Here is a 21,824-nt window from a genome sequence, read left to right as displayed (position 1 = left end):
CTTATACGCCTTGCCGCTTGCACTTGCTACTGGCCCGCCATACGAACAGGGAAAAGGAGCATCGCGCATGGCACGCTGGCTAACGGTGATCGGGATCGGTGAAGATGGGCTTGACGGGCTTGGGAAAACGTCACTCGTGGCGCTCAACTCCGCTGCGGTCATTTTCGGTGGCAAGCGCCATCTGGATTTTCTGAGCGGCGATATCACAGCCGAGCGCGTGGCCTGGCCGTCTCCATTCGACGAAGCTTTTGCGATGATTGAGGCATATCGCGGCCAGCCGGTCGTTGTACTGGCGAGCGGCGATCCGATGTTTTTTGGCGTGGGTGCAACTTTGGCTCGCCATTTCTCGTCGGACGAAATGCTTGTTCTGTCGTATCCGTCCTCTTTCTCATTGGCTGCGGCGCGCATGGGCTGGCCGCTTCAGGACGTGCGGACAGTGAGTGTGCATGGTCGTCCGTTCGAATTGTTGCTCCCGTATATTCTGCCGGGCGAGAAGCTTCTTGTGTTGAGTAATGACGGTTCGACGCCAGCAAAGGCGGCGGCAATGCTCAAGGAGAAGGGATTTGGCCAAAGCTCCTTAACCGTGCTTGAGCATATTGGCGGGACGAAAGAACGTCGGGTTCAGGATATTGCGGATAACTGGTCGCACGAGCGATGCGCCGATCTGAATATTCTGGCAATTGAATGTGTCACTGCGTCGGAGGCAAAGGTATCTTCTCCTGTCACGGGGCTGCCCGATGAGGCTTTCGAAAATGATGGACAACTGACCAAGCGCGATATTCGTGCGGTCACGCTGTCGCGATTGCAGCCATTGCCGCGCCAACTGCTTTGGGATGTTGGTGCCGGTTGCGGATCCATTGGTATTGAATGGATGCGTATTCATCCTTCATGTCGCGCGATTGCCATCGAAGGGAATGCACAGCGGCAGGCGATGATCGAGCGAAATCGCGCGGCATTGGGCGTTCCCGGATTGCAGTTGGTCAGGGGCGAGGCACCGTTTGCGCTGGAAGGACTGGAAGCGCCGGATGCAATCTTTATCGGCGGTGGTGTTACCGACAACAAGGTGATTGAAATCTGCTGGGATGCTCTGAAACCGGGCGGCAGACTTGTCGCCAATGCCGTGACCTTGCAAAGCGAGATGCTGCTTTTCAACTGGCGTGAAAAATCAGGCGGAGAATTGACGCGCATTGGTGTTGCTCAAGCCGGGACACTTGGCTCGTTCGATGTCTGGCGACAGGCGCTGCCCGTCACGATTTATTGCGGGTTCAAACCGAAATGATGACTTGAATAGTCATGTTATATTCAGGTAAGGCTGGGGAAATTGTTTCCCAAAGGAGGACGGGGCATGTCCGAACTCAACGCTAATACCCGCTTTGCGCTCACGAACGCTGGTCATGTGGTCAATCAGCTTCTTGATCATTTTGTCGAGCATGCCGATGTGCACCGTCAGGGCAGTACGGCCAAGCTGGTATTGAGCTTCGGTCAGGCAGATGTGGAATGGGATGAGGAAACGGTCAGCGTCGACGTCACGAGCGGGGACGAAACCGGTCTTGCCTATATGAAATACTCCATTGCCGAACATGTGCTGGAATTTCTCGACAAGGGCAGCGCCAAACCAAAGATTATCTGGGAAGGTGACGGGGCCGCTGGGCTACCGCTGCCCTATTTCCGCGAGATGCAGGTCGTTGCGGTGTCGAATGTAACGCCGCACATGCGTCGTGTTCGTCTGAAGGGCGATAACCTGTTTCGCTTCTCCCAGTTGGGCCTTCATATTCGTCTGCTGTTTCCTCCAGAAGGTCTTGCGAAGCCGCAATGGCCAACAACTGGCGAAGATGGCCGTCCCGTCTGGCCGGATGGTGAAGCCAAGCTTGCGACACGTGTTTACACGATCCGGAATATCGATACCTCAGCCGGCTGGGTAGATATCGATATGGTCGTTCATGGCGATGATTGCGACGCTCCGGGTTCCGGCTGGGCTATCAGCGCCAAGCCGGGCGATATTGTCGGTATGACCGGTCCTGGCGGCGGGGATGCGGGTGATGCGAAGTGGTATCTGCTCGCGGGCGATGAAACCGCGCTGCCCGCCATCGGACGCATTCTGGAGCGATTGCCGGAAGGTACCAAAGCGGTCGTGCGTATCGAGATTGGTAACGCATCGGAAGAACAGGCGCTCGTTTCTCGCGCGAACATCGACTTACAGTGGCTGAACCGCAATGGCGCGGAAGCTGGAACGACGACAATGTTGCAGGATGCCGTACGCGCGGTCGAATTGCCGGAAGGCGAAGACGACATTTACGTCTGGGCCGGTTGCGAGTTCAACGCGTTCCGGTCAATCCGCACCTATATGCGCAAGGAACGTAATATTCCGAAGGATCGCCAGCTTATTGTCGCCTACTGGCGGCGCGGGCAGGACGGCGACACGCCGCGCAAGGCATCCGACGAGTGATGCAATGAAAAAGGGGACCGGTAGGTCCCCTTTTGTTTACCTGCTAAAGCCTTCACTCGCCTGCATCAGGTTCTTCGTATAGTCGGCATGGATATTGCCGCTGACAAGATCGTTTGCCTGCAGCTGTTCCACGACCTCCCCATTGCGCATGACCGCGAGCCGGTTGCACATATGGGTGACAACGCCAAGATCATGGCTGACCATGATGAAGGTCAGGTTGCGATCACGTCGAACCTGTTCCAACAGGTTCAGCACTTCCGCCTGAACCGATGCGTCTAGCGCCGAGGTTGGCTCATCAAGCAGCAATATGCTGGGCTCAACGATCAGGGCACGGGCAATGGCAATACGCTGGCGCTGGCCACCTGAAAGCTGGTGTGGATAGCGAAAGCGGAAGCCTGAGCCGAGACCGACTTCATCCAGCGCTCTTACGATGCGCTGTTCCGTGTCGCCGACGCCGTGGATGGCAAGCGGTTCAAGTAACAGCCGATCCACCGTTTGCCGGGGATGCAGCGAGCCATAAGGGTCCTGAAACACCATCTGGACATTGCGATAGAACGCTTTGTCACGCGGCGTCTTCAGCAATTGCCCATCGATACGGATTTCGCCGTCTTCGACGGGTGCCAGTCCGGCAACCGCCCGCAGCAAGGTCGATTTGCCAGAACCGGATTCACCCACGAGGCCGTATGATTCACCGCGTGCTACGTCGATGCTCACCGATTTCAGCGCATGGAAATGATCGAAATAGACGTCAATATTGTCGACGCTCAGTGCAGATGCCGTGCTCATAGCTTCCATGCCTCCTCACGCTGCAAGGTTGGCAGGGGATGGCGATCGGCTCCGATTTTAGGCATGCAGTTCAGCAATCCTTGCGTATAGGGATGTTTCGCATTGGCGAGATCCTTCGCCGCGATTTCCTCCACGATCTTGCCTGCATACATCACGATGACACGGTCGCAGAAGGACGAAACAAGGCGCAGGTCATGGCTGACGAAGATCAGCCCCATGCCACGTTCGGCCACCAGCTTGTCGAGAATGCCCAGCACTTCGAGCTGAACGGTCACGTCGAGGGCCGAAGTCGGTTCGTCGGCGATCAGCATTTTCGGCTCGGCGACCAGCATCATGGCGATCATGACGCGTTGTCCCATGCCGCCCGAAACTTCGTGCGGATAGAGGCTCATGACGCGTTCGGCGTCACGGATCTGCACAGCTTCAAGCATGGCGATGGAGCGTCTGCGGATTTCCGCACCGCTGAACTTGCCATGGGCCTTCAGCGTTTCGGCAATCTGCTTGCCGATCGTCATGACTGGGTTGAGCGAATATTTCGGATCCTGCAACACCATGGCTATGCGGCCACCACGCAAGGCGCGGCGTTCGCGAGCCGATATCTTGAGAAGATCGATGCCGTCGAACTCTAGTTTCTTGGCGGTGATCTGTGCATGCAGTGGTGTGAGCCCCATGATGGCGCGCCCGGTCTGGGATTTTCCAGAACCGGATTCGCCAACAATACCAAGACGTTCACGGCCCAATTCAAAGCTGACGCCGCGGACGGCTTCGATGGCTCCCGTGCGCGTCGGGAAGGTGACGCGCAGGTCTTCAACAGTCAGAAGAGGCTTCATTGGTTGTTACCCCGCGGATCGAGCGCATCGCGCAGACCATCGCCCAGAAGATTGAAGCCCAGGCTGACGATGAGGATCGCGATACCCGGCATAGCGGCAACCCACCACTGGTCGAGAATGAAGCGGCGACCGGATGCGATCATCGCGCCCCATTCAGGCAATGGCGGCTGAGCGCCGAGGCCGAGGAAACCGAGACCCGCGGCGGTGAGGATGATACCTGCCATGTCAAGTGTCACACGTACGATCAGCGAAGATGTGCAGAGCGGCATGATGTGACGCACGACGATGCGGATCGGCGAAGCGCCCATCAGGCGGACGGCGGAGATATAATCCGAGTTGCGCACTGTGAGCGTTTCCGCACGCGCAATACGCGCATAAGGCGGCCATGAGGTGATTGCGATGGCTATAATGGCGTTCTCGATACCTGGCCCGAGAGCTGCAACAAAGGCGAGTGCCAGAATGAGCTTCGGGAAGGCGAGGAAGATGTCGGTGATGCGCATCAATACCGCATCGACCCAGCCACCGGCATAGCCCGCAACCGTACCGACAAGAAGGCCGACGGGTGCCGCGATGATGGCAACCAGCAGCACCACGTAAAGGGTGAGGCGGGAGCCGTAGATCAGACGTGAAAGAATATCGCGTCCCTGATCGTCGGTGCCAAGCAGATAACCGGGCGTTCCGGGCGGCAGAAGACGTGCATTGGCCAGATCGCCGATAACAGGAGAATGCGGAGCCAGCACATCGGCCAGAGCCGCAACGACGAGCAGCCCGATGATAATCAGAAGGCCGAGAACGGCCAGCTTATTGGCGGTGAAGCGCCGCCAGACCATATAGGCGCGACCGAGACGGGCTTGGGTGCGTGACTGCGGCCGTTCGGTAAGCAGCCATTCACGCCATGAGAGGTTGGTAGTATCTGTCATTTGGCTCATCGTGCGCGCGTCCTTGGATCGAGAAGCCGATAGAGAAGATCGGACACGAGGTTGAGCGCGATAAAGACCGATCCGATAACGATGGTGCCACCGAGAACGGCATTCATATCAGCGTTTTGCAGTGAATTAGTGATGTAGAGTCCGAGGCCAGGCCAGGAGAAGATGGTTTCGGTCAGAACCGAACCTTCCAGAAGTCCCGCATAGGAAAGCGCAATCACGGTCACGAGCGGGACGGCGGCGTTGCGCAACGCGTGGCCCCAGATGATGCGGGTTTCCGAAATGCCTTTGGCGCGCGCCGCGACAATATATTCCTGTTCCAGCTCGTTGAGCATGAAGGAACGGGTCATGCGGCTTATATAGGCAAGCGAGAAATAGCCGAGCAGAGCCGATGGCAGGATAAGGTGGGAGACAATATCCTTGAGGGCCGGCCAGTCGCGCTGGAGGATAGCGTCGATCAGATAGAAGCCGGTGATCGGCGTGAAGGTGTATTCGAATGTGATGTCGATACGTCCGGGCCCCGATGTCCAGCCCAGCCGCGCATAGAAAATCAACAGTGCAAGCATGCCGAGCCAGAAGATCGGCACCGAATAGCCGACAAGGCCGATCACGCGCACAATCTGGTCGACAAGGCTGCCGCGCTTCACGGCGGCGAGCACGCCGAGCGGAATACCGAACAATGCGCCGATGATCGTGCCGACGGTGGCAAGTTCCATCGTAGCGGGGAAAACGCGGCGTATGTCGGTCATGACCGGATTGGTCGTGAGCACCGAAGTGCCGAAATCGCCTTGCAATACGCCTTTCACGTAAAGATAGAACTGCTGGTAATAGGGCAGGTTGAAGCCCATTTCTTCCCGCACACGCGCGACGACATGCGCAGGCGCGCGGTCGCCGACAATAGCCAGCACGGGGTCGATCGGCACCACACGGCCGATAAAGAATGTGACGGCCAGAAGGCCCAGATAGGTCGTGATGACGATAACCAGAAAACTGGCTATCGACGCGGCAATGGCTGATGAGCGTCGCGGCGCTCGCCTTACCTTTTTGGTGGTTTCAATATTACTCAATGTTTTGACCGCTTTCGACAATGAGAGCGTTTCAGAACGGGTTCCGATCCGAGGGGCTCAGTTGTCTTTTGCTTGTATAGCTCTAGAGCTGTTCCGATGCAGAACCGTTCCATCTCCTTGTTTTAAAGCCGGTTTGGCGCATGAAAGCCTCTCATGCGCCAAGGCATGGCCGGCTATTCCTTGCTGACGACCGCAAGGAAGTTCGAGTCGAATGTCGGGCCGAGCTTGTAACCCTTCACGTTGCCGCCAATACCGGCAACTTCAACCTGCTGGAACAGCATGACGAACGGGCTCTGGTCGAGAGCTTCCTGCTGAAGCTTCTTGTAGATGTCCGCACGTTTTTCGGAGTCGCGTTCCAGAAGCGCAGCCTGTGTCTGCTTCGTCAGCTCCGGAATGTCCCAGGCGTTGCGCCATGCAAGCGTCTTGGTCGATGCGTCATCGCTGTTGTCAGGATTGCTGGTGAAAGCTTCGGCATTGGAATTCGGATCCCAATAGTCCATGCCCCACTGGCCGATATACATATCGTGGTTACGGGCACGATACTTGGTCAGCGTCTGCTTGCCGTCGCCGGGGATGATCTCGATCTTCACACCAGCCTGAGCAGCGGTCTGCTGGAAGGATTCGGCAATGCCGGTGACCGGCTGGCCGTTACGGACGTCGAAGGTGACCGAGAGACCGTCCTTCAGACCCGCCTTGGCGAGAAGTTCCTTCGCCTTTGCCACGTCGAGCTTGTACGGCGCAGCATCGAGAGAACCGAGAACACCCTTGGCCTGATAGGTCTGGCGGATTTCACCAATGCCCTTGATGAGGGTCGAACCGATTGCATCATAATCGACCAGATATTTGAACGCTTCGCGAACTTCGGGCTTGGCCAGGTTCTCGTTCTTCTGGTTGAGGCTGATGTAATAGACCGTGCCCTTGGCAGCGCTGGCGGTGGTCAGTTTGTCGTTCTTCAGAACGGCTTCATAGTCGCCCGGCTCCAGATTGCGTGCCACATCGACGTCGCCGGATTCAAGCATCAGGCGCTGCGTCGCACTTTCCTTGACGTGGCGATAGAAGACGCGCTTAAGCTTGGCCTTTTCGCCGTAGAAATTGTCGTTGCGCTCCAGAATGACGACTTCATTTGCGCGCCATTCGCGGATCGTGAATGGACCAGAGCCTGCCGACTTGGTCTTCAGCCATGCATTGGCATAGTCGGTGTCGTATTTGTAATCGTCGGTCGGCGTGACCTTTACGGCATGTTCTTCGAGAAGCTTCTTGTCAACGATTGCAGCAACCGTCGCGGTCAGGCAGTTTAGCACGAAGCTTGGTGCATATGGCTTGTCCACGGTGAAGACGAAGGTGTTGTCATCTACGGTTTTCGCCTTTTCGTTGACGTTATCCTTGGTCAGACCGAACTGGGTCAGGATGAAGGCCGGGCTCTTGTCGAGACGCACAGCGCGTTCGAAAGAATAAGCCACGTCGGCCGAGGTAATCGGATTGCCCGAAGCGAACTTGATGTCCTTCTTCAGCTTGAACGTATAGGTGAGGCCGTCGTCGGAAACGGTCCAGCTTTCCGCAACGGCCGGCACGACTTTCGACGTGTCGTTGATGTCGAGGCGAACGAGCATGTCATAGGCGTTACCGATGAATTCAGCCGGGCTGAGTTCGAAGGACTCTGCAGGGTCCAGTGTGATGGTGTCATCAATGGCCCATGCCTGGACGAGCGTGTCGGCTGGCGTGGCCGACAAGGCCGGATTTGCAGCCAGCACGGCGGCGAGTGCCGCACCTGCGGCCAGAATACGAAAACGTCCGAAATGCATCATGTTTGAGTTCCCTTCCTGTATTTTTGTTGGGATTTTGTTGGATTGTATCGGTATGTCAGGCTTCGTGCCATGCCTGTTTCAGGACCCTGATCCAGTTGCCCCGGCAAAGCTTTGCAAGTTCCTCATCGCTATATCCGGCCTTCTGCAAGGCCCCGACTAGGTTCTGGGTTCCGGCGGCATCGGAAATTTCGGCTGGGATGGTCGCGCCGTCATAATCGGAGCCGAGCGCCACGCAGTCGATCCCCATGCGCTCAACCATGTAATCGATATGGCGGACCATATCGGACATCGGCGTATTGGCATCCTCCTTGCCATCGGCGCGTAGCATGGTGGTGGCGAAGTTCAGTCCCGCAAGGCCCTTGCTCTCGCGGATGGCATCCATCTGCTTGTCCGTCAGATTGCGGGCGACCGGGGTGAGGGCGTGCGCGTTCGAATGGCTGGCGACCAGCGGCTGATCGCTCAGTTCGGCCACATCCCAGAACCCTTTTTCGGTGATGTGAGCCAGGTCGATCAGAATGCCCTTGGTGTTGCATGCCTTGACCAGACGCTTGCCCGCATCGGTCAGGCCGGGGCCGGTATCGGGGCTCATCGGGTAGGCGAATGGAACACCGTGGGCAAAAATATTGTTTCGGCTCCAGACAGGGCCAAGCGAACGCAAGCCAATGGCATAGAAGACTTCAAGTGCTGCCAGATCTTCATCAATGGCTTCGCAGCCTTCCATGTGCAGCACGGCGGCGAATGTGTCGCTGTTCAGTGTTTCATCAAGTTCTCGGCCATTGCGGCAGAGCTTCCAGCCTCCGGCGGCTTCCAGTCTCAGTGCTATAGCGGCAATTTCGAGAGCGACGTCGAGGGAGGGGCTGCGTTCCAGCGGGAGAGAAAGCGGCGTTTCGTAATGCCCGTTGGCATCGGGCTTCCCAAGCTCGATATGCTCGCCCGAAGGTATGTAGATGGCGCATACTCCGCCGGCGAGACCGCCTTTGCGCGAACGGGGTAGATCGATATGGCCGATATCCGTCCCGCCGATAAATTCCTTGATCGGGTCTTCGCCCTTGCGGGCATTTTCCCAAAGCCGCAGAAGGACATCGTTATGTCCGTCAAAAACGCGCTGCATTCTTTCATTCCTGACTGCATGGCCTGCGAGAGCAGAGCCACATATCCAAGTGTTCAGGCGCAAGGAGACAACACGGCAAGGTAAGATAACCTCCCGATATGGTGGTTGAGCTTTTCGCTCTTATTGTTCCCCGCGCTTCCACTCCCAATTTATAATCGGTTAGTGCCTGTCGGAGTCAAGCCATCGAATGACGTAGTCAGACTGCGAAATGAAGATAAATTTATGCAAAGCGAAAGGGCTGCGCTATGAAACGCAGCCCTTTGTGCAAAAGCAGAATTGCTTGATGCGAAAACAGAATGAAGTTTCGCGTCGGATCAAGAGGTCTAGAACTTGTAGTTCAGACCGGCTTTGATCGAATGGTTCTTCAAATTGTTGCGTTGTTCCACGCCGTTGACGCGTGACTTCACGTCGCTGAAGCGCTGGAAGTCATATTCAGCCTTGACGGAAAGCGGGCCACTTAGGGCCTGTTCGACACCAGCGCCAACCAGCGCGCCGCCTTCCCAGCCTGGAGCCGCAGTGGTGTTGTCCTTGGCCTTGAAGCGGGTCACACCGTAACCGGCAGTACCGTAAACGAGCGTCTTGTCGAAAGCATAGCCGACCTTGCCCTTGGCATTACCGTTCCATGATTGCTGAAGGCTGCCGCCATGGCCGATGCGATGTTCGGCTTCGGCGAAGTTGCCTTCGAGCTCTGCACCGAACACTACATTGCCGTTTTGCATGTTCTTGCCGACGACAACACCGCCAAGAGCGCCGGTGCGGTTGGTGAAGGGGCTTGGAAACTTGGATGAAGAAGCGCCGATCTGTGCGCCGATATAGTTTCCGGACCAGTCATGCGGGCCGCTGGCAACCGGATCGTTATAGGAATAATCCGTTGCTCCCATCACGTCGGCAGCGAAAGCCGAACCTGTGAAAGCAACGATTGTGGCGCCGAGCGCCGCTGCGGTGATAGAACGCTTCAACATTTTTTACTCCGATTTTCCCGTCTGGAAACGCTGGCGGGAAACATGCCTGAACTTATTATAACCATTGGAAGGCAGCGCCTTCGAACTGGCTTCCGTCTCGCCCCTGATTGTGACCAAATTTAAGAAAATTCGAGCGATTTCCATGCATTGCGCGACCATTCTTCGCGCTATGCTTAATAATTGGTAACTGCTTGTTTCCGAAAGTCTTGCTAGATCAATCCCAGTCCGCGGAAGCTGGCATGGCCGTTCTTTCCGACGATGACATGGTCATGCACCGTAATGTTGAGTGCCTTGGCTGCACTGACGAGTTGCTTGGTCATGTCGATGTCTGCCCGAGAAGGGGTCGGATCACCAGATGGATGATTGTGGACCAGAATGATGGCAGTTGCGGATAGTTCCAATGCCCGCTTGACGACCTCGCGCGGGTAAACAGGCGTGTGGTCCACTGTGCCCGTCTGCTGAACTTCGTCTGCAATCATTTTGTTCTTCTTGTCGAGGAACAAAATTCGGAACTGTTCGCGGGTCTCGTAGGCCATGGCAGTGGTGCAATATTCGATCACCTTGTTCCATGAACCAAGCACTTCGCGTTCCATGACCGCACTGCGGGCGCTTCGTTTGGCGACAGCTTCCACAAGCTTGAGTTCGTGCGCGACGGTGGGGCCGGCACCGGGAACTTCAGCAATCAGCTTTTCGGGAGCAGCCAGCACTTCTGCGATAGAGCCGAACCGGGCCAACAAAGCTTTGGCGAGCGGTTTGGTGTCTGAACGGCGAATAGCGCGAAACAGCAGCATTTCGAGCAATTCATAATCCGCCAGCGCATCGGGAGTATCCCTGAAACGCTGTTTGAGACGGTCACGATGCCCGGCATAATGCGGCTGGTCGATCTTCGGTGTTAGTTGCAGTGTATCGTTGAAGCCGGGAAACTGCGTGTTGTCCGGCTCATTCTTGTTCTTTGCCATCCTGTTTAAACCCCCGCAAAAACAGACCAGACAATTACCGAGACTATATCTCTTTGTTTTTATCTCATGGAAGGTGGTCCGAAGACATTGGCTGGGGAGAGCGTGAATATCTCGCAGCCGTCCTTCGTGACACCTACCGTATGCTCATATTGCGCTGTCAGCGAACGATCTCTGGTAACCGCCGTCCAGCCATCGGCAAGGACTTTCACGTGCGGTTTGCCGAGATTGATCATGGGCTCGATCGTGAAGATCATGCCTTCCTTGATTTCAACCCCTTCATTCGGCGTGCCGTAATGGAGGATGTTCGGCGCATCGTGGAATAGCTGTCCGACACCGTGACCGCAGAAGTCTCGCACGACGGAGCAGCGCTCTGCTTCGGCATAGGTCTGGATGGCCGCACCGATTGCACCCGTTTTTGTACCTGGCGCTACGGCCGCGATTCCAAGCAACAGGCTTTCATAGGTGACTTCAAGCAGCCGTTCGGCGGCGCGCTTAATTTCACCCACTGCATACATGCGGCTTGAATCGCCGTGCCAGCCGTCAAGGAGATAGGTCACGTCGATGTTGACGATATCGCCTTCGCGCAACGGCTTTTCGTTCGGGATGCCATGGCAGACGACATGATTGATCGATGTGCAGGTCGACTTCGTATAGCCGCGATAGTTCAGCGTGGCGGGAAATGCGCCGTGATCCATGCCGAACTCGAACACGAAACGATCGATTTCATTGGTTGTTACGCCCGGCTTGACAACATCGTTGAGGGCATCAAGACAGCGTGCCGTCAGGTTGCAGACGGTGCGCATACCTTCGAAAGCGTCCGGACCATAAAGCCTGATCTGGCCCGTATATTTCATGGGTGCGTTTGTTGCTTCGATATAGGTTACCATCACTCGATCCGTCTTAGTCTATTCAATCGGCACCAGCGTAGTGGCGTCAATGCGTTCATCCGTTATGTGGCACCGAACGGCCCAAGCCTCAACCCCGTTTGCGCGTGCGCGCTCAAAAGCACGTGCGTAGGTGGGGTCGAGATCACCGGAGATGCTGAATCTGCTGCAATCACTTCGCTGGATAATAAACAGCATCACGCCCCGATGACCAGCGGCAACAACGTCGACGAGTTCATCGAGATGTTTTGCACCGCGCGTCGTCACCGTATCGGGGAATTCCGCCAATCCGAGCGTACGAATGAAATGCACATTCTTGACCTCGACATAAGCTCGCTGGCGAGGGCCATCGTCCAGCAACAGGTCGATGCGTGAGTTCCTGCCATATTTCTGCTCGCGCTTGAGGCTGGCATATCCCGCGAGGTCCGGAATGAGGCCCTTAAGGATTGTTTCCTCAGCGATCCGGTTCGGCAAGCCGGTGTTTACGCCGACCAGCGTGTTATCCGCTTCGACAATCTGCAGCGTATGGGCGTATTTGCGGTGAGGGGCATCCGAAACACTAAGCCAGACGCGAGAACCTGTAGCGGTCAATCCGAGCATCGAGCCGGTATTGGGCACGGAAGCAGTAATAAAGCGCCCGTCATCGAGCGTGACGTCGGCAAGAAATCTTTTGTAGCGGCGTTCCAGCTTGCCGGTAACCAGAGGTGTTTGAAAAATCATGCGCCGATTTAGAGCAGTTCGGCGAGCCCGTGAAAGGTTTTTCTGACGGTTCCACGAAAATAGTGAAACCGGCGGGGGCGCTTAGAACAAGGCCTTGATGACGTCAGCCCAGCTCATATCCGCACCGAGGACCATTGCTGCTGCAACGAGACCGGCGCCGAGAAAGGTAAGGGTGGTTCTCGTTTCGCTTGTCATTATTCTTCCCCATCAAATCACGTGTTCGAAGTTGGGAAGAATTTCACGGGAAAATTTGCCCGGAATGTGATGCGATAATGGCTATTCCGGGCAATTTGCGGGCTTTTTACAGATAGGGTAAACGCGCCCGCTTCTGTTACTGCTGCGCCCAGTTGAAAACGAGTTCCTCGCGGAAAGCGAAGCGGACGACGTGACTTGCCACCACTTCTTCTAGGCGGGCGAGATTTTCTTCCGAGGTTTCAACCGTTGTGGTCAGTTTTTCCGCATCGGCATCGAGAATCACAAGACGGTTCTCGCCCAAATCGATGGTGCCATGTTCCGGCGTGAATTCGACCGCGAATTTGTGGGCCCAGTGTTTGCAAAGCTGCTGCAGGTAGCGGCTGGCATGGGCGGTGGGAACGATTGCTGTTGCTTTCGACATCTTGCTGTCCTTCCGAAAAGGTTGCAGGTCGGCGCGTAACAGCATCCTGGCAATTCGGCCAGTAATAATTCCGTCAAATCCAAGGGAAAAGAAAACCCAGCAATGGTACGCCCAAGGGGAATCGAACCCCTGTCTGCGCCGTGAAAGGGCGCTGTCCTAACCGCTAGACGATGGGCGCCTGCTGGTGTGGGGCGCTTATAGTCAGGAAATTTCCGACATGCAAGCCCCTTTTTCACCTATCTGTGAATAAGTTTAGACAGCACTAAACAGCTCGCAAAAAGCGCTAATTAACTGAATTGTAGGGGAAAATGAAAATCCAGAAAGTGGTACGCCCAAGGGGAATCGAACCCCTGTCTGCGCCGTGAAAGGGCGCTGTCCTAACCGCTAGACGATGGGCGCCTGCTGGTGTGAGTGGGCTTATATTCAGGAAGGTTCTGACTCGCAAGCCCCAAAAAACACTTTTCTGAAAAAAAACGAATGTGCTGCAGGAGTGGGGGAAACTCGTGCGGATGGCCGTGTTATTCCGTTGAAAATAAAAGCAAAAGAAAAAGCCGGATCACGCGATCCGGCTTTCGGGAGATATGCTCTAGCCCTTGCAGCGCCAGTTCCAGTCGCGTTCCGGGCCGACATCGACGTGAACCGAGGTCGTGTGGCAGTAGGTGCCGACACCGCCACGCCCGGACATGGAGCGGGCAAAGCGGGCGACTTCCCACTTGGAAACGCCATCGATCTGAATATCTGCGGCCGCGCAGATCATATGCAGCGATTTGCGTGCGCCGTTGACCTTGCGGTTATATGAGGGACTGCGATAGCCCGAAGTCACCATTACCGGGCGGCGGAAATGCCGCTCCATGCTTTTCAGCATGGAAACGAGCTGTGGCTTGAGGCAGGCAACGTCTACGGTTTGTCTTTGGACTTTCAGGCCATTGGGTGCGAGCCGGGCAAGGCCCGGAGCCGATGCAAGCGTGACATTTGCAAACTCATCATCTTCATTCGCGTCGATATCGCTATCGTCGTAAAGGCTGTTGCGATGCTTGATTTCCACGCCGCCATTGGGGCGCACACCGGGCAGCGAATAATTGTAATCATGTTTCGCGGATGGTGAAACGGGCTTGGCAACTGCAAGCTTCTTGTTTTCGGTTCTGTCTGAGCGCGTTCCTGCCGATTCGTCGGAGAAAAGCCGGGCAATGCTGCCTTGCGTGGCCGTCGGGCGCTGCGGTGAGGCATATGCGCTTTTTGTTGAGCCGAACAGTGAAGCAACCTGAACCGGCTTTTCTGCTTCGGCAGGCTTTGCTGCCGCGGTTTGTTGCGGCTCTGCGGATTCGGCAGTTTTTTCTTCCTTTGCCGGTTCCTGCTGCTTTTTCGCGGTTTCGGTTGGAGCGACTGCCGCTGGCTGTTCTGCTGCTTTTGCGGGTTCAGGTTCAGCGGACTTGTTGCCGCCGAACATACCGAAAAGCGACGAGCTCTTTGGCTGCGGGGACGCGACGGCGGCTACTTCTGTCGGCTGTTGTTCAGCGGCTGTTGCAGTCTCGACCGGTTTTGTCTGTTCTTTTGTATTGGTGTTCGTGGCTTCGGCTACGGTCACCGGTTTTGTTTGGCCCGGCTTGGCCTCGGTCTTTTTTTCTTCTGTCGAAGGAGTAGCAGTTGCCGTCGCCTCGGCGGTGGCAGTCTGATCGGCGGCACTTTGCAATGTGTCCGCAATCATGGAGCCGCCCGTTGTGGAGGTCATCTGAAGCGGCTTTCCGTCAAGACCTGTGCCGGTCGACGTACAGGACGTGACAAGAAGCGCAAGCAAAGCCACGCTACCTGAAAGAAACCTGCCGGTGGTCCGGTGTGTAGAATGTGCAAATTTCAACAGTCTGCTCCAGCTCGATTTCCCTGACCAGATTGGCGGCTCGAACGCATTCGAACTGACCTGGTTTCGGGAGATCGGCTCTCCCGTGCGAGTTTGACGCCATGCTGATGGCGATCGTTCCCACAACTCCCGACTGTTTATGCCGGGAAATAAATTCAGAAATATCAGCATCTTATGATGGTCACTTCAGAACTATGACTATCATTCTGCTGTATTAGACAAATCACCCATCGGGCAATTGGTTACCAATTTTTAAGTTTTTTAATCGCCGAGTGCAACTATTGATGCGCATTTAGTGTTAAAAGACTTCGGGTTCAGTGCGGATACTGGGTAATAACGAAATATTACTTTATGTAACCATTGGTTACATTTTCTGTTCCGCTTCAGCAGTCGCGATAGTCTGCGAGGAGCCGTCGGCCTTCGGTACGAGGCGAATTTCCGATTTGCATCACTCACTTGTTGACAGGACGCCTCGACTTGGTGCTATCCCTTGGCAATTGCTTTATCTTTGTCTGGTGTTGTGGCCAACAGCATCTTATGCGGCATTAACCGGGAACAGAAACATGACCAAGCGCACGCGGCAGATCGCCAATCTTTTGCTGGCAGCAACAGCGGCGGCGATGCTCACGGCATGCGCGGGCGGAAAAGAGTTTCAGGGCACACCGCAGGAAGGCGCTTCCCGTACCGGCGTATTCCCGACATTCGGCCATATGCCAAAGGCTGCGACCACGCAGATTACCGCCGAAGAAAAGCAGCAGCTTACAACTAAGCTCGATGCCGACCGCACGCGTCTGGCGGCGTCTAGAACCGGCGGTGCAGGCTTCACGCCAGCCGAGGCTGCAACTCTGCGTCAGCAGGCGCAGCAGGAAACGGACGCTACCCTGAAACAGATCGAAAGCGGGGAAGAGTAAATCCTCTTCCATAAAGACGAAAACTGCGTCGTTTGACGCGGCAACACGTCTCGACCCGATTCGAGAACAGGTGTATAGCTCCATTGCGGCGCATACGCGCCATTACGTTCAACCCTCCACTGGAACACAGGATCATGTCGGAAGAATTCCATAAAATCCGTCGTCTGCCCCCTTATGTCTTTGAACAGGTCAACCGTCTGAAGGCATCGGCGCGAGCGGCGGGTGCCGACATTATCGATCTTGGCATGGGTAATCCGGATCTGCCGACCCCGCAGAATATTGTCGACAAGCTGTGCGAGGCCGTGCAGGACCCGCGTGCGCATCGTTATTCCTCATCGAAGGGAATACCGGGACTGCGTCGTGCGCAGGCGCAATATTATGCGCGCCGCTTTGGTGTGAAGCTCAATCCCGATACGCAGGTCGTCGCCACACTTGGTTCCAAGGAAGGTTTCGCCAATATGGCGCAGGCCATCACCGCGCCGGGCGATGTGGTGCTTTGCCCGGACCCGACCTATCCGATCCATTCGTTCGGCTTCATCATGTCGGGCGGCGTGGTCCGTTCGATTCAGGCCAAGCCGGATGACAGCTTCATCCCGGCCTTGGAACGTGGCGTAAAGCATTCGATTCCGAAGCCGATTGCGCTGATCCTGAATTTCCCATCCAATCCGACTGCCTATGTGGCGACGCTCGATTTCTATAAGGACGTCGTTGCGTTTGCACGCAAGCATGACATCGTCATCCTGTCTGACCTTGCCTATTCGGAAATCTATTTTGATGGCAATCCTCCGCCATCGGTGCTGGAAGTGCCCGGCGCCATGGACGTGGCGGTCGAGTTTACCTCGATGTCGAAGACATTCTCCATGCCGGGATGGCGCATGGGCTTTGCGGTTGGCAATGAACGCCTGATCGCAGCTCTCACCCGCGTCAAATCCTATCTCGATTATGGCGCGTTTACGCCTATTCAGGTTGCCGCGACGGCAGCGTTGAATGGGGACGGCTCGGACATTGCCTACGTGCGCAATGTCTATAAGCAGCGTCGCGATGTGCTGGTTGAAAGCTTCGGTCGTGCGGGCTGGGACGTTCCGCCGCCAGCCGCAACCATGTTCGCATGGGTTCCGATCCCGGAACGTTTCCGTTCGCTGGGTTCGCTCGAATTTTCCAAGCTGTTGGTCGAACAAGCTGATGTGGCCGTCGCGCCGGGTATCGGTTTTGGCGAACACGGCGACGAATATGTGCGTATCGCTTTGGTCGAAAACGAGCATCGCATCCGTCAGGCCGCACGTAACATCAAGCGGTTTCTGTCTACCAGAGACGAGAACCTGCAGAATGTGATCCCGCTCGAAGGCCGCCGTTAAGAGCGTTCTTCATGCTTGCGGGCCGGCTGGTTCGGCCCGCAACTTCCCACCCGATAAGCCACTCCATACAGAAGGTCGATATAATGAGTGATGCATTACGGATCGGCGTTGCCGGCCTCGGCACCGTTGGTGCTTCGGTGTTGCGTATCCTGCGTGACAAGTCCGAAATGCTCACGCGCCAGTGCGGCAAGCCTGTGATGGTTACGGCGGTCAGCGCCCGGGACCGCACAAGGGACCGTGGCATCGATCTTTCCGGTATCGACTGGTTCGACGATCCGGTCGAACTGGCGAAAACCGCGCAAATCGATGTCTTTGTGGAGTTGATCGGCGGTGAGGACGGCCCGGCCAGAGCTTCCGTGGAAGCGGCCCTGCGTGCTGGTCGCCATGTGGTCACAGCCAACAAGGCCTTGCTTGCGCGCCACGGTGTTGCGCTCGCCAAGATCGCCGAGGACAAGGGCGTTCTTCTCAATTTCGAAGCGGCGGTCGCCGGTGGCATTCCGGTCATCAAGGCGATGCGTGAGTCGCTGACCGGCAATACGGTTTCGCGCGTCTATGGCATCATGAACGGCACCTGCAACTACATCCTGACCCGGATGTGGGAAGAAGGCATTTCGTTCGAGGATTGTCTCAAGGATGCCCAGCGTCTCGGTTATGCCGAAGCTGATCCGACTTTCGATATCGAAGGAAACGATACGGCGCATAAGCTGGCGCTCCTGACCAGCCTTGCCTTCGGCACGCAGATTGCAGCCGATGACATCTATCTGGAAGGCATCAGCAATATTTCGCTGGCCGATATTCGCGCGGCCGATGAGCTCGGTTATCGCATCAAGCTTCTGGGTGTTGCGCAGAAAACGGACACCGGCATTGAACAGCGCGTGCATCCGACCATGGTGCCCACCTCGTCGGTCATCGCGCAGGTTCATGGCGTGACCAACGCCGTGGCAATCGAAACCGATCTTCTGGGCGAGCTCCTGCTTTCTGGCCCCGGCGCGGGCGGTAATGCGACAGCATCCGCCGTGATCGGCGATGTCGCTGATATTGCCAAGAGCCGTCCGGGCTTCCAGCATGGTCCGGTGTTCGGCACACCTGCCAAGGCGTTGCAGCCTTACAAACGCGCCAAGATGCGCAAACATGCGGGCGGTTACTTCATTCGCCTGACAGTTCTTGATCGCATCGGTGCCTTTGCAGCCATTGCCAAGCGCATGGCTGAAAACGATATCTCGCTGGAATCGATTGTCCAACGTCCGCCAATGAACGGCGCGGCCAAAGAAGGCATCAAGACGGTTATTCTCGTCACGCATGAGACGACCGAATCTGCCGTCAAAAAGGCGCTGGAGGCGATTCTCAAGGATGATCATCTGGTCGATAAGCCACAGATGATCCGCATCGAGCGCGCTGGGTGAAAACCGGGAACTGGCGTCCCTTGCAGGTTGAAGCCACCTTTGTTATGAAAGCCGGGTCGGAATTGACCCGGCTTTATTCGTTTCAAGAGACAAAACAGGAAAAGGAGGGCTGTAGGATGTATGTGACGCGTCATGATTATCACCGTCAGCACGGCCCCGATTTTGCCCTGCATAAGTAATTTGTGCAGGGCGGAAAAAGACTGAAATCACTGTCTTATTCTGCCTTTTCCTGAAGGCGCGGTCATAGAACCGCTGCCGGACATTCGCCAGCACATCTATCTGTGTCACGGTTTGGAAACCGGACATTCGTGCGTGGCAGAATTGGGCTGATTGCCATGTCTCTTGTTTCTATCCAGAATCTTTCTCTGACCCTTCATGAACCTCTGTTTGCCAATCTCGATCTTGTCATCGGCGAGGGCGAGCGGCTGGGCATCGTCGCTGCCAACGGGCGCGGCAAGACCAGTCTTCTGCGTCTCCTCGTTGGGGAGGGCGATCCAACGCTTGGTACGATTACGCGGTCGCGCGGCTTGAAGATCGGCCATGTCAGCCAATATGTTCCAGAAAACCTGTTCGAGCGCACTTTTTACGAGGTGGTGCTAGATGGGCTGGATGACGAAGCGCGCGATTATGAAAGCTGGCGTGCGGATATCGTGTTGGACGATCTGAATGTTGCCGAAGAATTGCGGCAGCGCTCCATAGGGCAGCTTAGCGGCGGCTGGCAGCGGCTCGCACTTTTGGCTCGGGCATGGGTTACGGAACCCGATGTCCTGCTGCTCGATGAGCCGACCAATCATCTGGACCTCGAAAAAGTACGGCTGCTGGAAGACTGGCTGAACGCGTTGCCACGCTCGGTCGCGGTCGTGGTCAGCAGTCATGATCGCGCCTTTCTGGACGCAGTGACGAAGCGAACATTGTTTCTGCGTGCGGAAAAATCGCCGGTTTTCGCTCTGCCATATAGTCAGGCGCGCGTTGCACTTGATGAAATCGATGCAGCCGATGCCCGGCAGTTCGAAAAGGATATGAAAACGGTCCAGCAGTTGCGCAGGCAGGCGGCGAAGCTCAACAATATCGGTATCAACTCAGGCAGCGATCTGCTGGTGATCAAGACCAAGCAGTTGAAAGCGCGGGCCGACAAGATCGAGGAAAGCGCCAAGGCGGCGCATGTGGAGCGCTCAGCCGGCAAGATCATGCTGAATAGCCGGGGCAGCCACGCCAAGGCTCTGGTTATCCTCGATCAGGCCGATATTGCCACACCTGATGAACGACTTCTTTTCAAGACAGGACAGCTCTGGATCAATCCCGGTGACCGTATTGTCCTCTTGGGCGCCAACGGCCTGGGCAAGACCCGGTTGCTTACGCTGGTGCGTGAGGCCATTCTTGCACCCGATCAAGCGCAGGCGGGGATCAAGGCGACGCCATCGCTTGTGCTCGGTTATAGCGATCAGGCCTTGTCGGAGCTTCGCCCTGACCACACACCGTTCGAGACGATTGCAAGGCGTTTCGATATTGGCGACCAGCGGACGCGATCGTTGCTGGCGGGCGCAGGCATGACACTTGAAATGCAGGCCAAACCGCTTGAACGCTTGTCGGGAGGGCAGAAGGCGCGTCTTGCCATGCTGGTTTTGCGGCTGACCAATCCGAATTTCTATATTCTCGATGAACCAACCAACCATCTCGATATCGAAGGTCAGGAAGCGCTGGAAGTGGAACTGCTGTGCAATGAGGCGGCGAGCCTGATCGTCTCGCATGACCGCAGTTTTGTTCGCAATGTCGGCAACCGTTTCTGGATGATCGAAAGGAAAAAGCTGGTCGAGGTGGAAAGTCCGGAGTTTTTCTTTGACGGAATCGGAAGCTGATTGCCTGCAACATCTTCTGGTTGTTTAACAATTTCTGTAACTTCTGGCCGGGTGCGAGCGTTCACATCCGGCCCGGACATGAAACGAAGCGTGTATAGCTTAAATCGATTAAGAGTTTGAGCGCGCAATGTTTTTAGGTCTCTCACCCTTGCAGGGGGCGGGGGACTTTGACAAAAGGTTTGCACAGTGTCGCTATAAGAGGCGGCAATCGCGGGCTTCGTGCGCCGCGTCCACGCAATTCGAATTCAGGACTTTGTTCAAATGGCCAAGACCGCAGAGCAGCACCCCCACGGACTGGATCGCATTCTCACACTCGAACTGGTCCGCGTGGCCGAGCGTGCAGCGGTGGCGGCGGCGAGGCTGCGTGGCCGTGGCGACGAAATGGCTGCCGATCAGGCCGCCGTCGATGCCATGCGTCAGGAACTGAACCGTCTTCCCATTGCCGGAACTGTTGTTATCGGTGAAGGCGAACGCGACGAAGCGCCAATGCTCTATATCGGCGAAGAAGTCGGCACCAAGCAGGGACCGGACGTCGATATCGCGCTCGACCCACTGGAAGGCACGACGATCTGCGCCAAGAACCTGCCGAACTCGCTCGCCGTCATCGCGATCGCCGAGAAGGGCAATCTGCTTTACGCGCCTGACGTCTACATGGAAAAGATCGCCGTTGGTCCGGGCTATTCGAAGGGCGTTGTGGACCTCGATGCCAGCCCGACAGACAACATCATGTCTGTCGCCAAGGCAAAGGGTGTAAAGCCGAATGAAATCACCGCCTGCATCATGGATCGCCCGCGCCACGCGCGCCTGATCGAGGAAGTGCGGGCAACCGGTGCTGCTATCCGCCTTATCGGAGATGGCGATGTGGCCGGCGTCATGCACACGACAAGCCCGGATGAAACGGGCATCGACATCTATATCGGCATTGGTGGAGCGCCTGAAGGCGTTCTGGCTGCGGCAGCTCTGCGCTGCATCGGAGGCCAGATGCAGGGTCGCCTTCAGCTCAATACTGATGAAAAGATTGCTCGCGCTGCGAAGATGGGCATTGCAGACCCGAAGAAGGTCTATTCGCTGGAAGAAATGGCCAAGGGCGACGTGCTTTTTGCCGCTACCGGCGTGACGGACGGCAACATGCTCTCCGGCGTTAAGTTCGCCCGCGACTATATCCAGACGCATACCATCGTGATGCGCTCCAGCTCGCAGACCGTACGCGAGATCAAGGCTCGCCACCAGGATCTGTCCAAGTTTTAGGGGATTGCGCTAGAACGGTTTAGCCTAAACCTTGGCAGGATTGAGCGTAGAATAGTCAAAGGCGGCATTGCAAAAATGCCGCCT

At 56.3% G+C, this 21,824-nt stretch carries 19 protein-coding genes and 2 tRNA genes; 7 read left to right on the top strand and 14 right to left on the bottom strand.

The genetic code is table 11. The features are described from left to right. Nucleotides 1-67: 67 nt before the first annotated feature. On the top strand, nt 68-1,279 hold the full coding sequence (cbiE, locus tag CQZ93_RS08200) for a precorrin-6y C5,15-methyltransferase (decarboxylating) subunit CbiE (protein ID WP_105542128.1): 1,212 nt from the start codon (nt 68-70) through the stop codon (nt 1,277-1,279). Between the two features lie 66 nt (nt 1,280-1,345). Beyond that, complete coding sequence (locus tag CQZ93_RS08195; protein ID WP_105542127.1) at nt 1,346-2,446, top strand: siderophore-interacting protein; 1,101 nt, start codon at nt 1,346-1,348, stop codon at nt 2,444-2,446. Nucleotides 2,447-2,482: 36 nt separating this feature from the next. On the opposite strand, the gene CQZ93_RS08190 is transcribed toward CQZ93_RS08195, so the two are convergent. The 14 genes from CQZ93_RS08190 to CQZ93_RS08125 all read right to left on the bottom strand — a co-directional run bounded on the left by CQZ93_RS08190 (nt 2,483) and on the right by CQZ93_RS08125 (nt 14,967). Continuing rightward, entirely contained in the window at nt 2,483-3,232 is a 750-nt protein-coding gene (locus CQZ93_RS08190; RefSeq protein ID WP_105543228.1) for an ABC transporter ATP-binding protein, read from the bottom strand. Next, nucleotides 3,229-4,062 (bottom strand): ABC transporter ATP-binding protein, encoded by an 834-nt coding sequence (locus CQZ93_RS08185; protein WP_105542126.1) that lies wholly within the window; start codon nt 4,060-4,062, stop codon nt 3,229-3,231. The genes CQZ93_RS08190 and CQZ93_RS08185 overlap by 4 nt, the downstream gene beginning before the upstream one ends. Further along, on the bottom strand, nt 4,059-4,991 hold the full coding sequence (locus tag CQZ93_RS08180) for an ABC transporter permease (protein WP_105542125.1): 933 nt from the start codon (nt 4,989-4,991) through the stop codon (nt 4,059-4,061). Before CQZ93_RS08180 ends, CQZ93_RS08185 begins: the two co-directional genes overlap by 4 nt. After that, entirely contained in the window at nt 4,988-6,055 is a 1,068-nt protein-coding gene (locus tag CQZ93_RS08175) for an ABC transporter permease (protein ID WP_105543227.1), read from the bottom strand. The genes CQZ93_RS08180 and CQZ93_RS08175 overlap by 4 nt, the downstream gene beginning before the upstream one ends. A 173-nt stretch (nt 6,056-6,228) precedes the next feature. Beyond that, a complete protein-coding gene (locus CQZ93_RS08170) occupies nt 6,229-7,860 on the bottom strand; it encodes an ABC transporter substrate-binding protein (protein ID WP_105542124.1) in 1,632 nt (543 codons plus the stop codon). Between the two features lie 55 nt (nt 7,861-7,915). Then, entirely contained in the window at nt 7,916-8,971 is a 1,056-nt protein-coding gene (locus tag CQZ93_RS08165) for a dipeptidase (RefSeq protein WP_105542123.1), read from the bottom strand. Between the two features lie 323 nt (nt 8,972-9,294). Next, a complete protein-coding gene (locus tag CQZ93_RS08160) occupies nt 9,295-9,933 on the bottom strand; it encodes an outer membrane protein (RefSeq protein ID WP_105542122.1) in 639 nt (212 codons plus the stop codon). 209 nt (nt 9,934-10,142) lie between these two features. After that, nucleotides 10,143-10,892, bottom strand: a complete 750-nt coding sequence (gene radC / locus CQZ93_RS08155) for a RadC family protein (RefSeq protein WP_105542121.1) — start codon at nt 10,890-10,892, stop codon at nt 10,143-10,145. Nucleotides 10,893-10,951: 59 nt separating this feature from the next. Further along, entirely contained in the window at nt 10,952-11,779 is an 828-nt protein-coding gene (gene map, locus CQZ93_RS08150; RefSeq protein WP_105542120.1) for a type I methionyl aminopeptidase, read from the bottom strand. An 18-nt stretch (nt 11,780-11,797) separates the two neighbouring features. Further along, nucleotides 11,798-12,496 (bottom strand): DNA/RNA nuclease SfsA, encoded by a 699-nt coding sequence (sfsA, locus tag CQZ93_RS08145; protein WP_105542119.1) that lies wholly within the window; start codon nt 12,494-12,496, stop codon nt 11,798-11,800. 331 nt (nt 12,497-12,827) lie between these two features. After that, entirely contained in the window at nt 12,828-13,112 is a 285-nt protein-coding gene (locus tag CQZ93_RS08140) for a DUF2218 domain-containing protein (protein ID WP_105543226.1), read from the bottom strand. A 103-nt stretch (nt 13,113-13,215) separates the two neighbouring features. Continuing rightward, a tRNA-Glu gene (locus CQZ93_RS08135) sits at nt 13,216-13,290 on the bottom strand. A 146-nt stretch (nt 13,291-13,436) separates the two neighbouring features. Then, nucleotides 13,437-13,511 (bottom strand) — tRNA-Glu (locus CQZ93_RS08130). 187 nt (nt 13,512-13,698) lie between these two features. After that, entirely contained in the window at nt 13,699-14,967 is a 1,269-nt protein-coding gene (locus CQZ93_RS08125; RefSeq protein ID WP_105542118.1) for a YcbK family protein, read from the bottom strand. Nucleotides 14,968-15,530: 563 nt separating this feature from the next. Between CQZ93_RS08125 and CQZ93_RS08120 the strand changes: the two genes are divergently transcribed. From CQZ93_RS08120 to glpX, 5 genes are all read left to right on the top strand, one after another. Beyond that, nucleotides 15,531-15,878 carry a hypothetical protein gene (locus CQZ93_RS08120; RefSeq protein ID WP_105542117.1) on the top strand — a complete coding sequence of 116 codons (348 nt, stop codon included), beginning with the start codon at nt 15,531-15,533 and terminating at the stop codon, nt 15,876-15,878. Nucleotides 15,879-16,012: 134 nt separating this feature from the next. Then, a complete protein-coding gene (locus tag CQZ93_RS08115) occupies nt 16,013-17,233 on the top strand; it encodes an LL-diaminopimelate aminotransferase (protein ID WP_105542116.1) in 1,221 nt (406 codons plus the stop codon). A gap of 83 nt (nt 17,234-17,316) precedes the next feature. Then, nucleotides 17,317-18,636, top strand: a complete 1,320-nt coding sequence (locus tag CQZ93_RS08110) for a homoserine dehydrogenase (RefSeq protein WP_105542115.1) — start codon at nt 17,317-17,319, stop codon at nt 18,634-18,636. Between the two features lie 335 nt (nt 18,637-18,971). Next, nucleotides 18,972-20,492: an ABC-F family ATP-binding cassette domain-containing protein gene (locus CQZ93_RS08105; RefSeq protein WP_105543225.1), complete on the top strand. Its 1,521-nt coding sequence runs from the start codon at nt 18,972-18,974 to the stop codon at nt 20,490-20,492. Between the two features lie 261 nt (nt 20,493-20,753). Further along, on the top strand, nt 20,754-21,740 hold the full coding sequence (gene glpX, locus CQZ93_RS08100) for a class II fructose-bisphosphatase (RefSeq protein ID WP_105542114.1): 987 nt from the start codon (nt 20,754-20,756) through the stop codon (nt 21,738-21,740). Nucleotides 21,741-21,824: the final 84 nt, after the last annotated feature.

This window comes from Ochrobactrum vermis (assembly GCF_002975205.1).
GTDB classification, from domain to species: domain Bacteria; phylum Pseudomonadota; class Alphaproteobacteria; order Rhizobiales; family Rhizobiaceae; genus Brucella; species Brucella vermis.
Note: the sequence above shows the minus strand (reverse complement) of the source record. Positions and strands in the feature narration are given on the sequence as shown.

Bases quoted from the DNA above. Each gene is read 5' to 3' on its own strand.
- cbiE (WP_105542128.1), top strand. From the start codon at position 68: ATGGCACGCTGGCTAACGGTGATCGGGATCGGTGAAGATGGGCTTGAC.
- CQZ93_RS08195 (WP_105542127.1), top strand. From the start codon at position 1,346: ATGTCCGAACTCAACGCTAATACCCGCTTTGCGCTCACGAACGCTGGT.
- CQZ93_RS08190 (WP_105543228.1), bottom strand. From the start codon at position 3,232: ATGAGCACGGCATCTGCACTGAGCGTCGACAATATTGACGTCTATTTC.
- CQZ93_RS08185 (WP_105542126.1), bottom strand. From the start codon at position 4,062: ATGAAGCCTCTTCTGACTGTTGAAGACCTGCGCGTCACCTTCCCGACG.
- CQZ93_RS08180 (WP_105542125.1), bottom strand. From the start codon at position 4,991: ATGAGCCAAATGACAGATACTACCAACCTCTCATGGCGTGAATGGCTG.
- CQZ93_RS08170 (WP_105542124.1), bottom strand. From the start codon at position 7,860: ATGATGCATTTCGGACGTTTTCGTATTCTGGCCGCAGGTGCGGCACTC.
- CQZ93_RS08165 (WP_105542123.1), bottom strand. From the start codon at position 8,971: ATGCAGCGCGTTTTTGACGGACATAACGATGTCCTTCTGCGGCTTTGG.
- CQZ93_RS08160 (WP_105542122.1), bottom strand. From the start codon at position 9,933: ATGTTGAAGCGTTCTATCACCGCAGCGGCGCTCGGCGCCACAATCGTT.
- radC (WP_105542121.1), bottom strand. From the start codon at position 10,892: ATGGCAAAGAACAAGAATGAGCCGGACAACACGCAGTTTCCCGGCTTC.
- map (WP_105542120.1), bottom strand. From the start codon at position 11,779: ATGGTAACCTATATCGAAGCAACAAACGCACCCATGAAATATACGGGC.
- sfsA (WP_105542119.1), bottom strand. From the start codon at position 12,496: ATGATTTTTCAAACACCTCTGGTTACCGGCAAGCTGGAACGCCGCTAC.
- CQZ93_RS08140 (WP_105543226.1), bottom strand. From the start codon at position 13,112: ATGTCGAAAGCAACAGCAATCGTTCCCACCGCCCATGCCAGCCGCTAC.
- CQZ93_RS08120 (WP_105542117.1), top strand. From the start codon at position 15,531: ATGACCAAGCGCACGCGGCAGATCGCCAATCTTTTGCTGGCAGCAACA.
- CQZ93_RS08115 (WP_105542116.1), top strand. From the start codon at position 16,013: ATGTCGGAAGAATTCCATAAAATCCGTCGTCTGCCCCCTTATGTCTTT.
- CQZ93_RS08110 (WP_105542115.1), top strand. From the start codon at position 17,317: ATGAGTGATGCATTACGGATCGGCGTTGCCGGCCTCGGCACCGTTGGT.
- CQZ93_RS08105 (WP_105543225.1), top strand. From the start codon at position 18,972: ATGTCTCTTGTTTCTATCCAGAATCTTTCTCTGACCCTTCATGAACCT.
- glpX (WP_105542114.1), top strand. From the start codon at position 20,754: ATGGCCAAGACCGCAGAGCAGCACCCCCACGGACTGGATCGCATTCTC.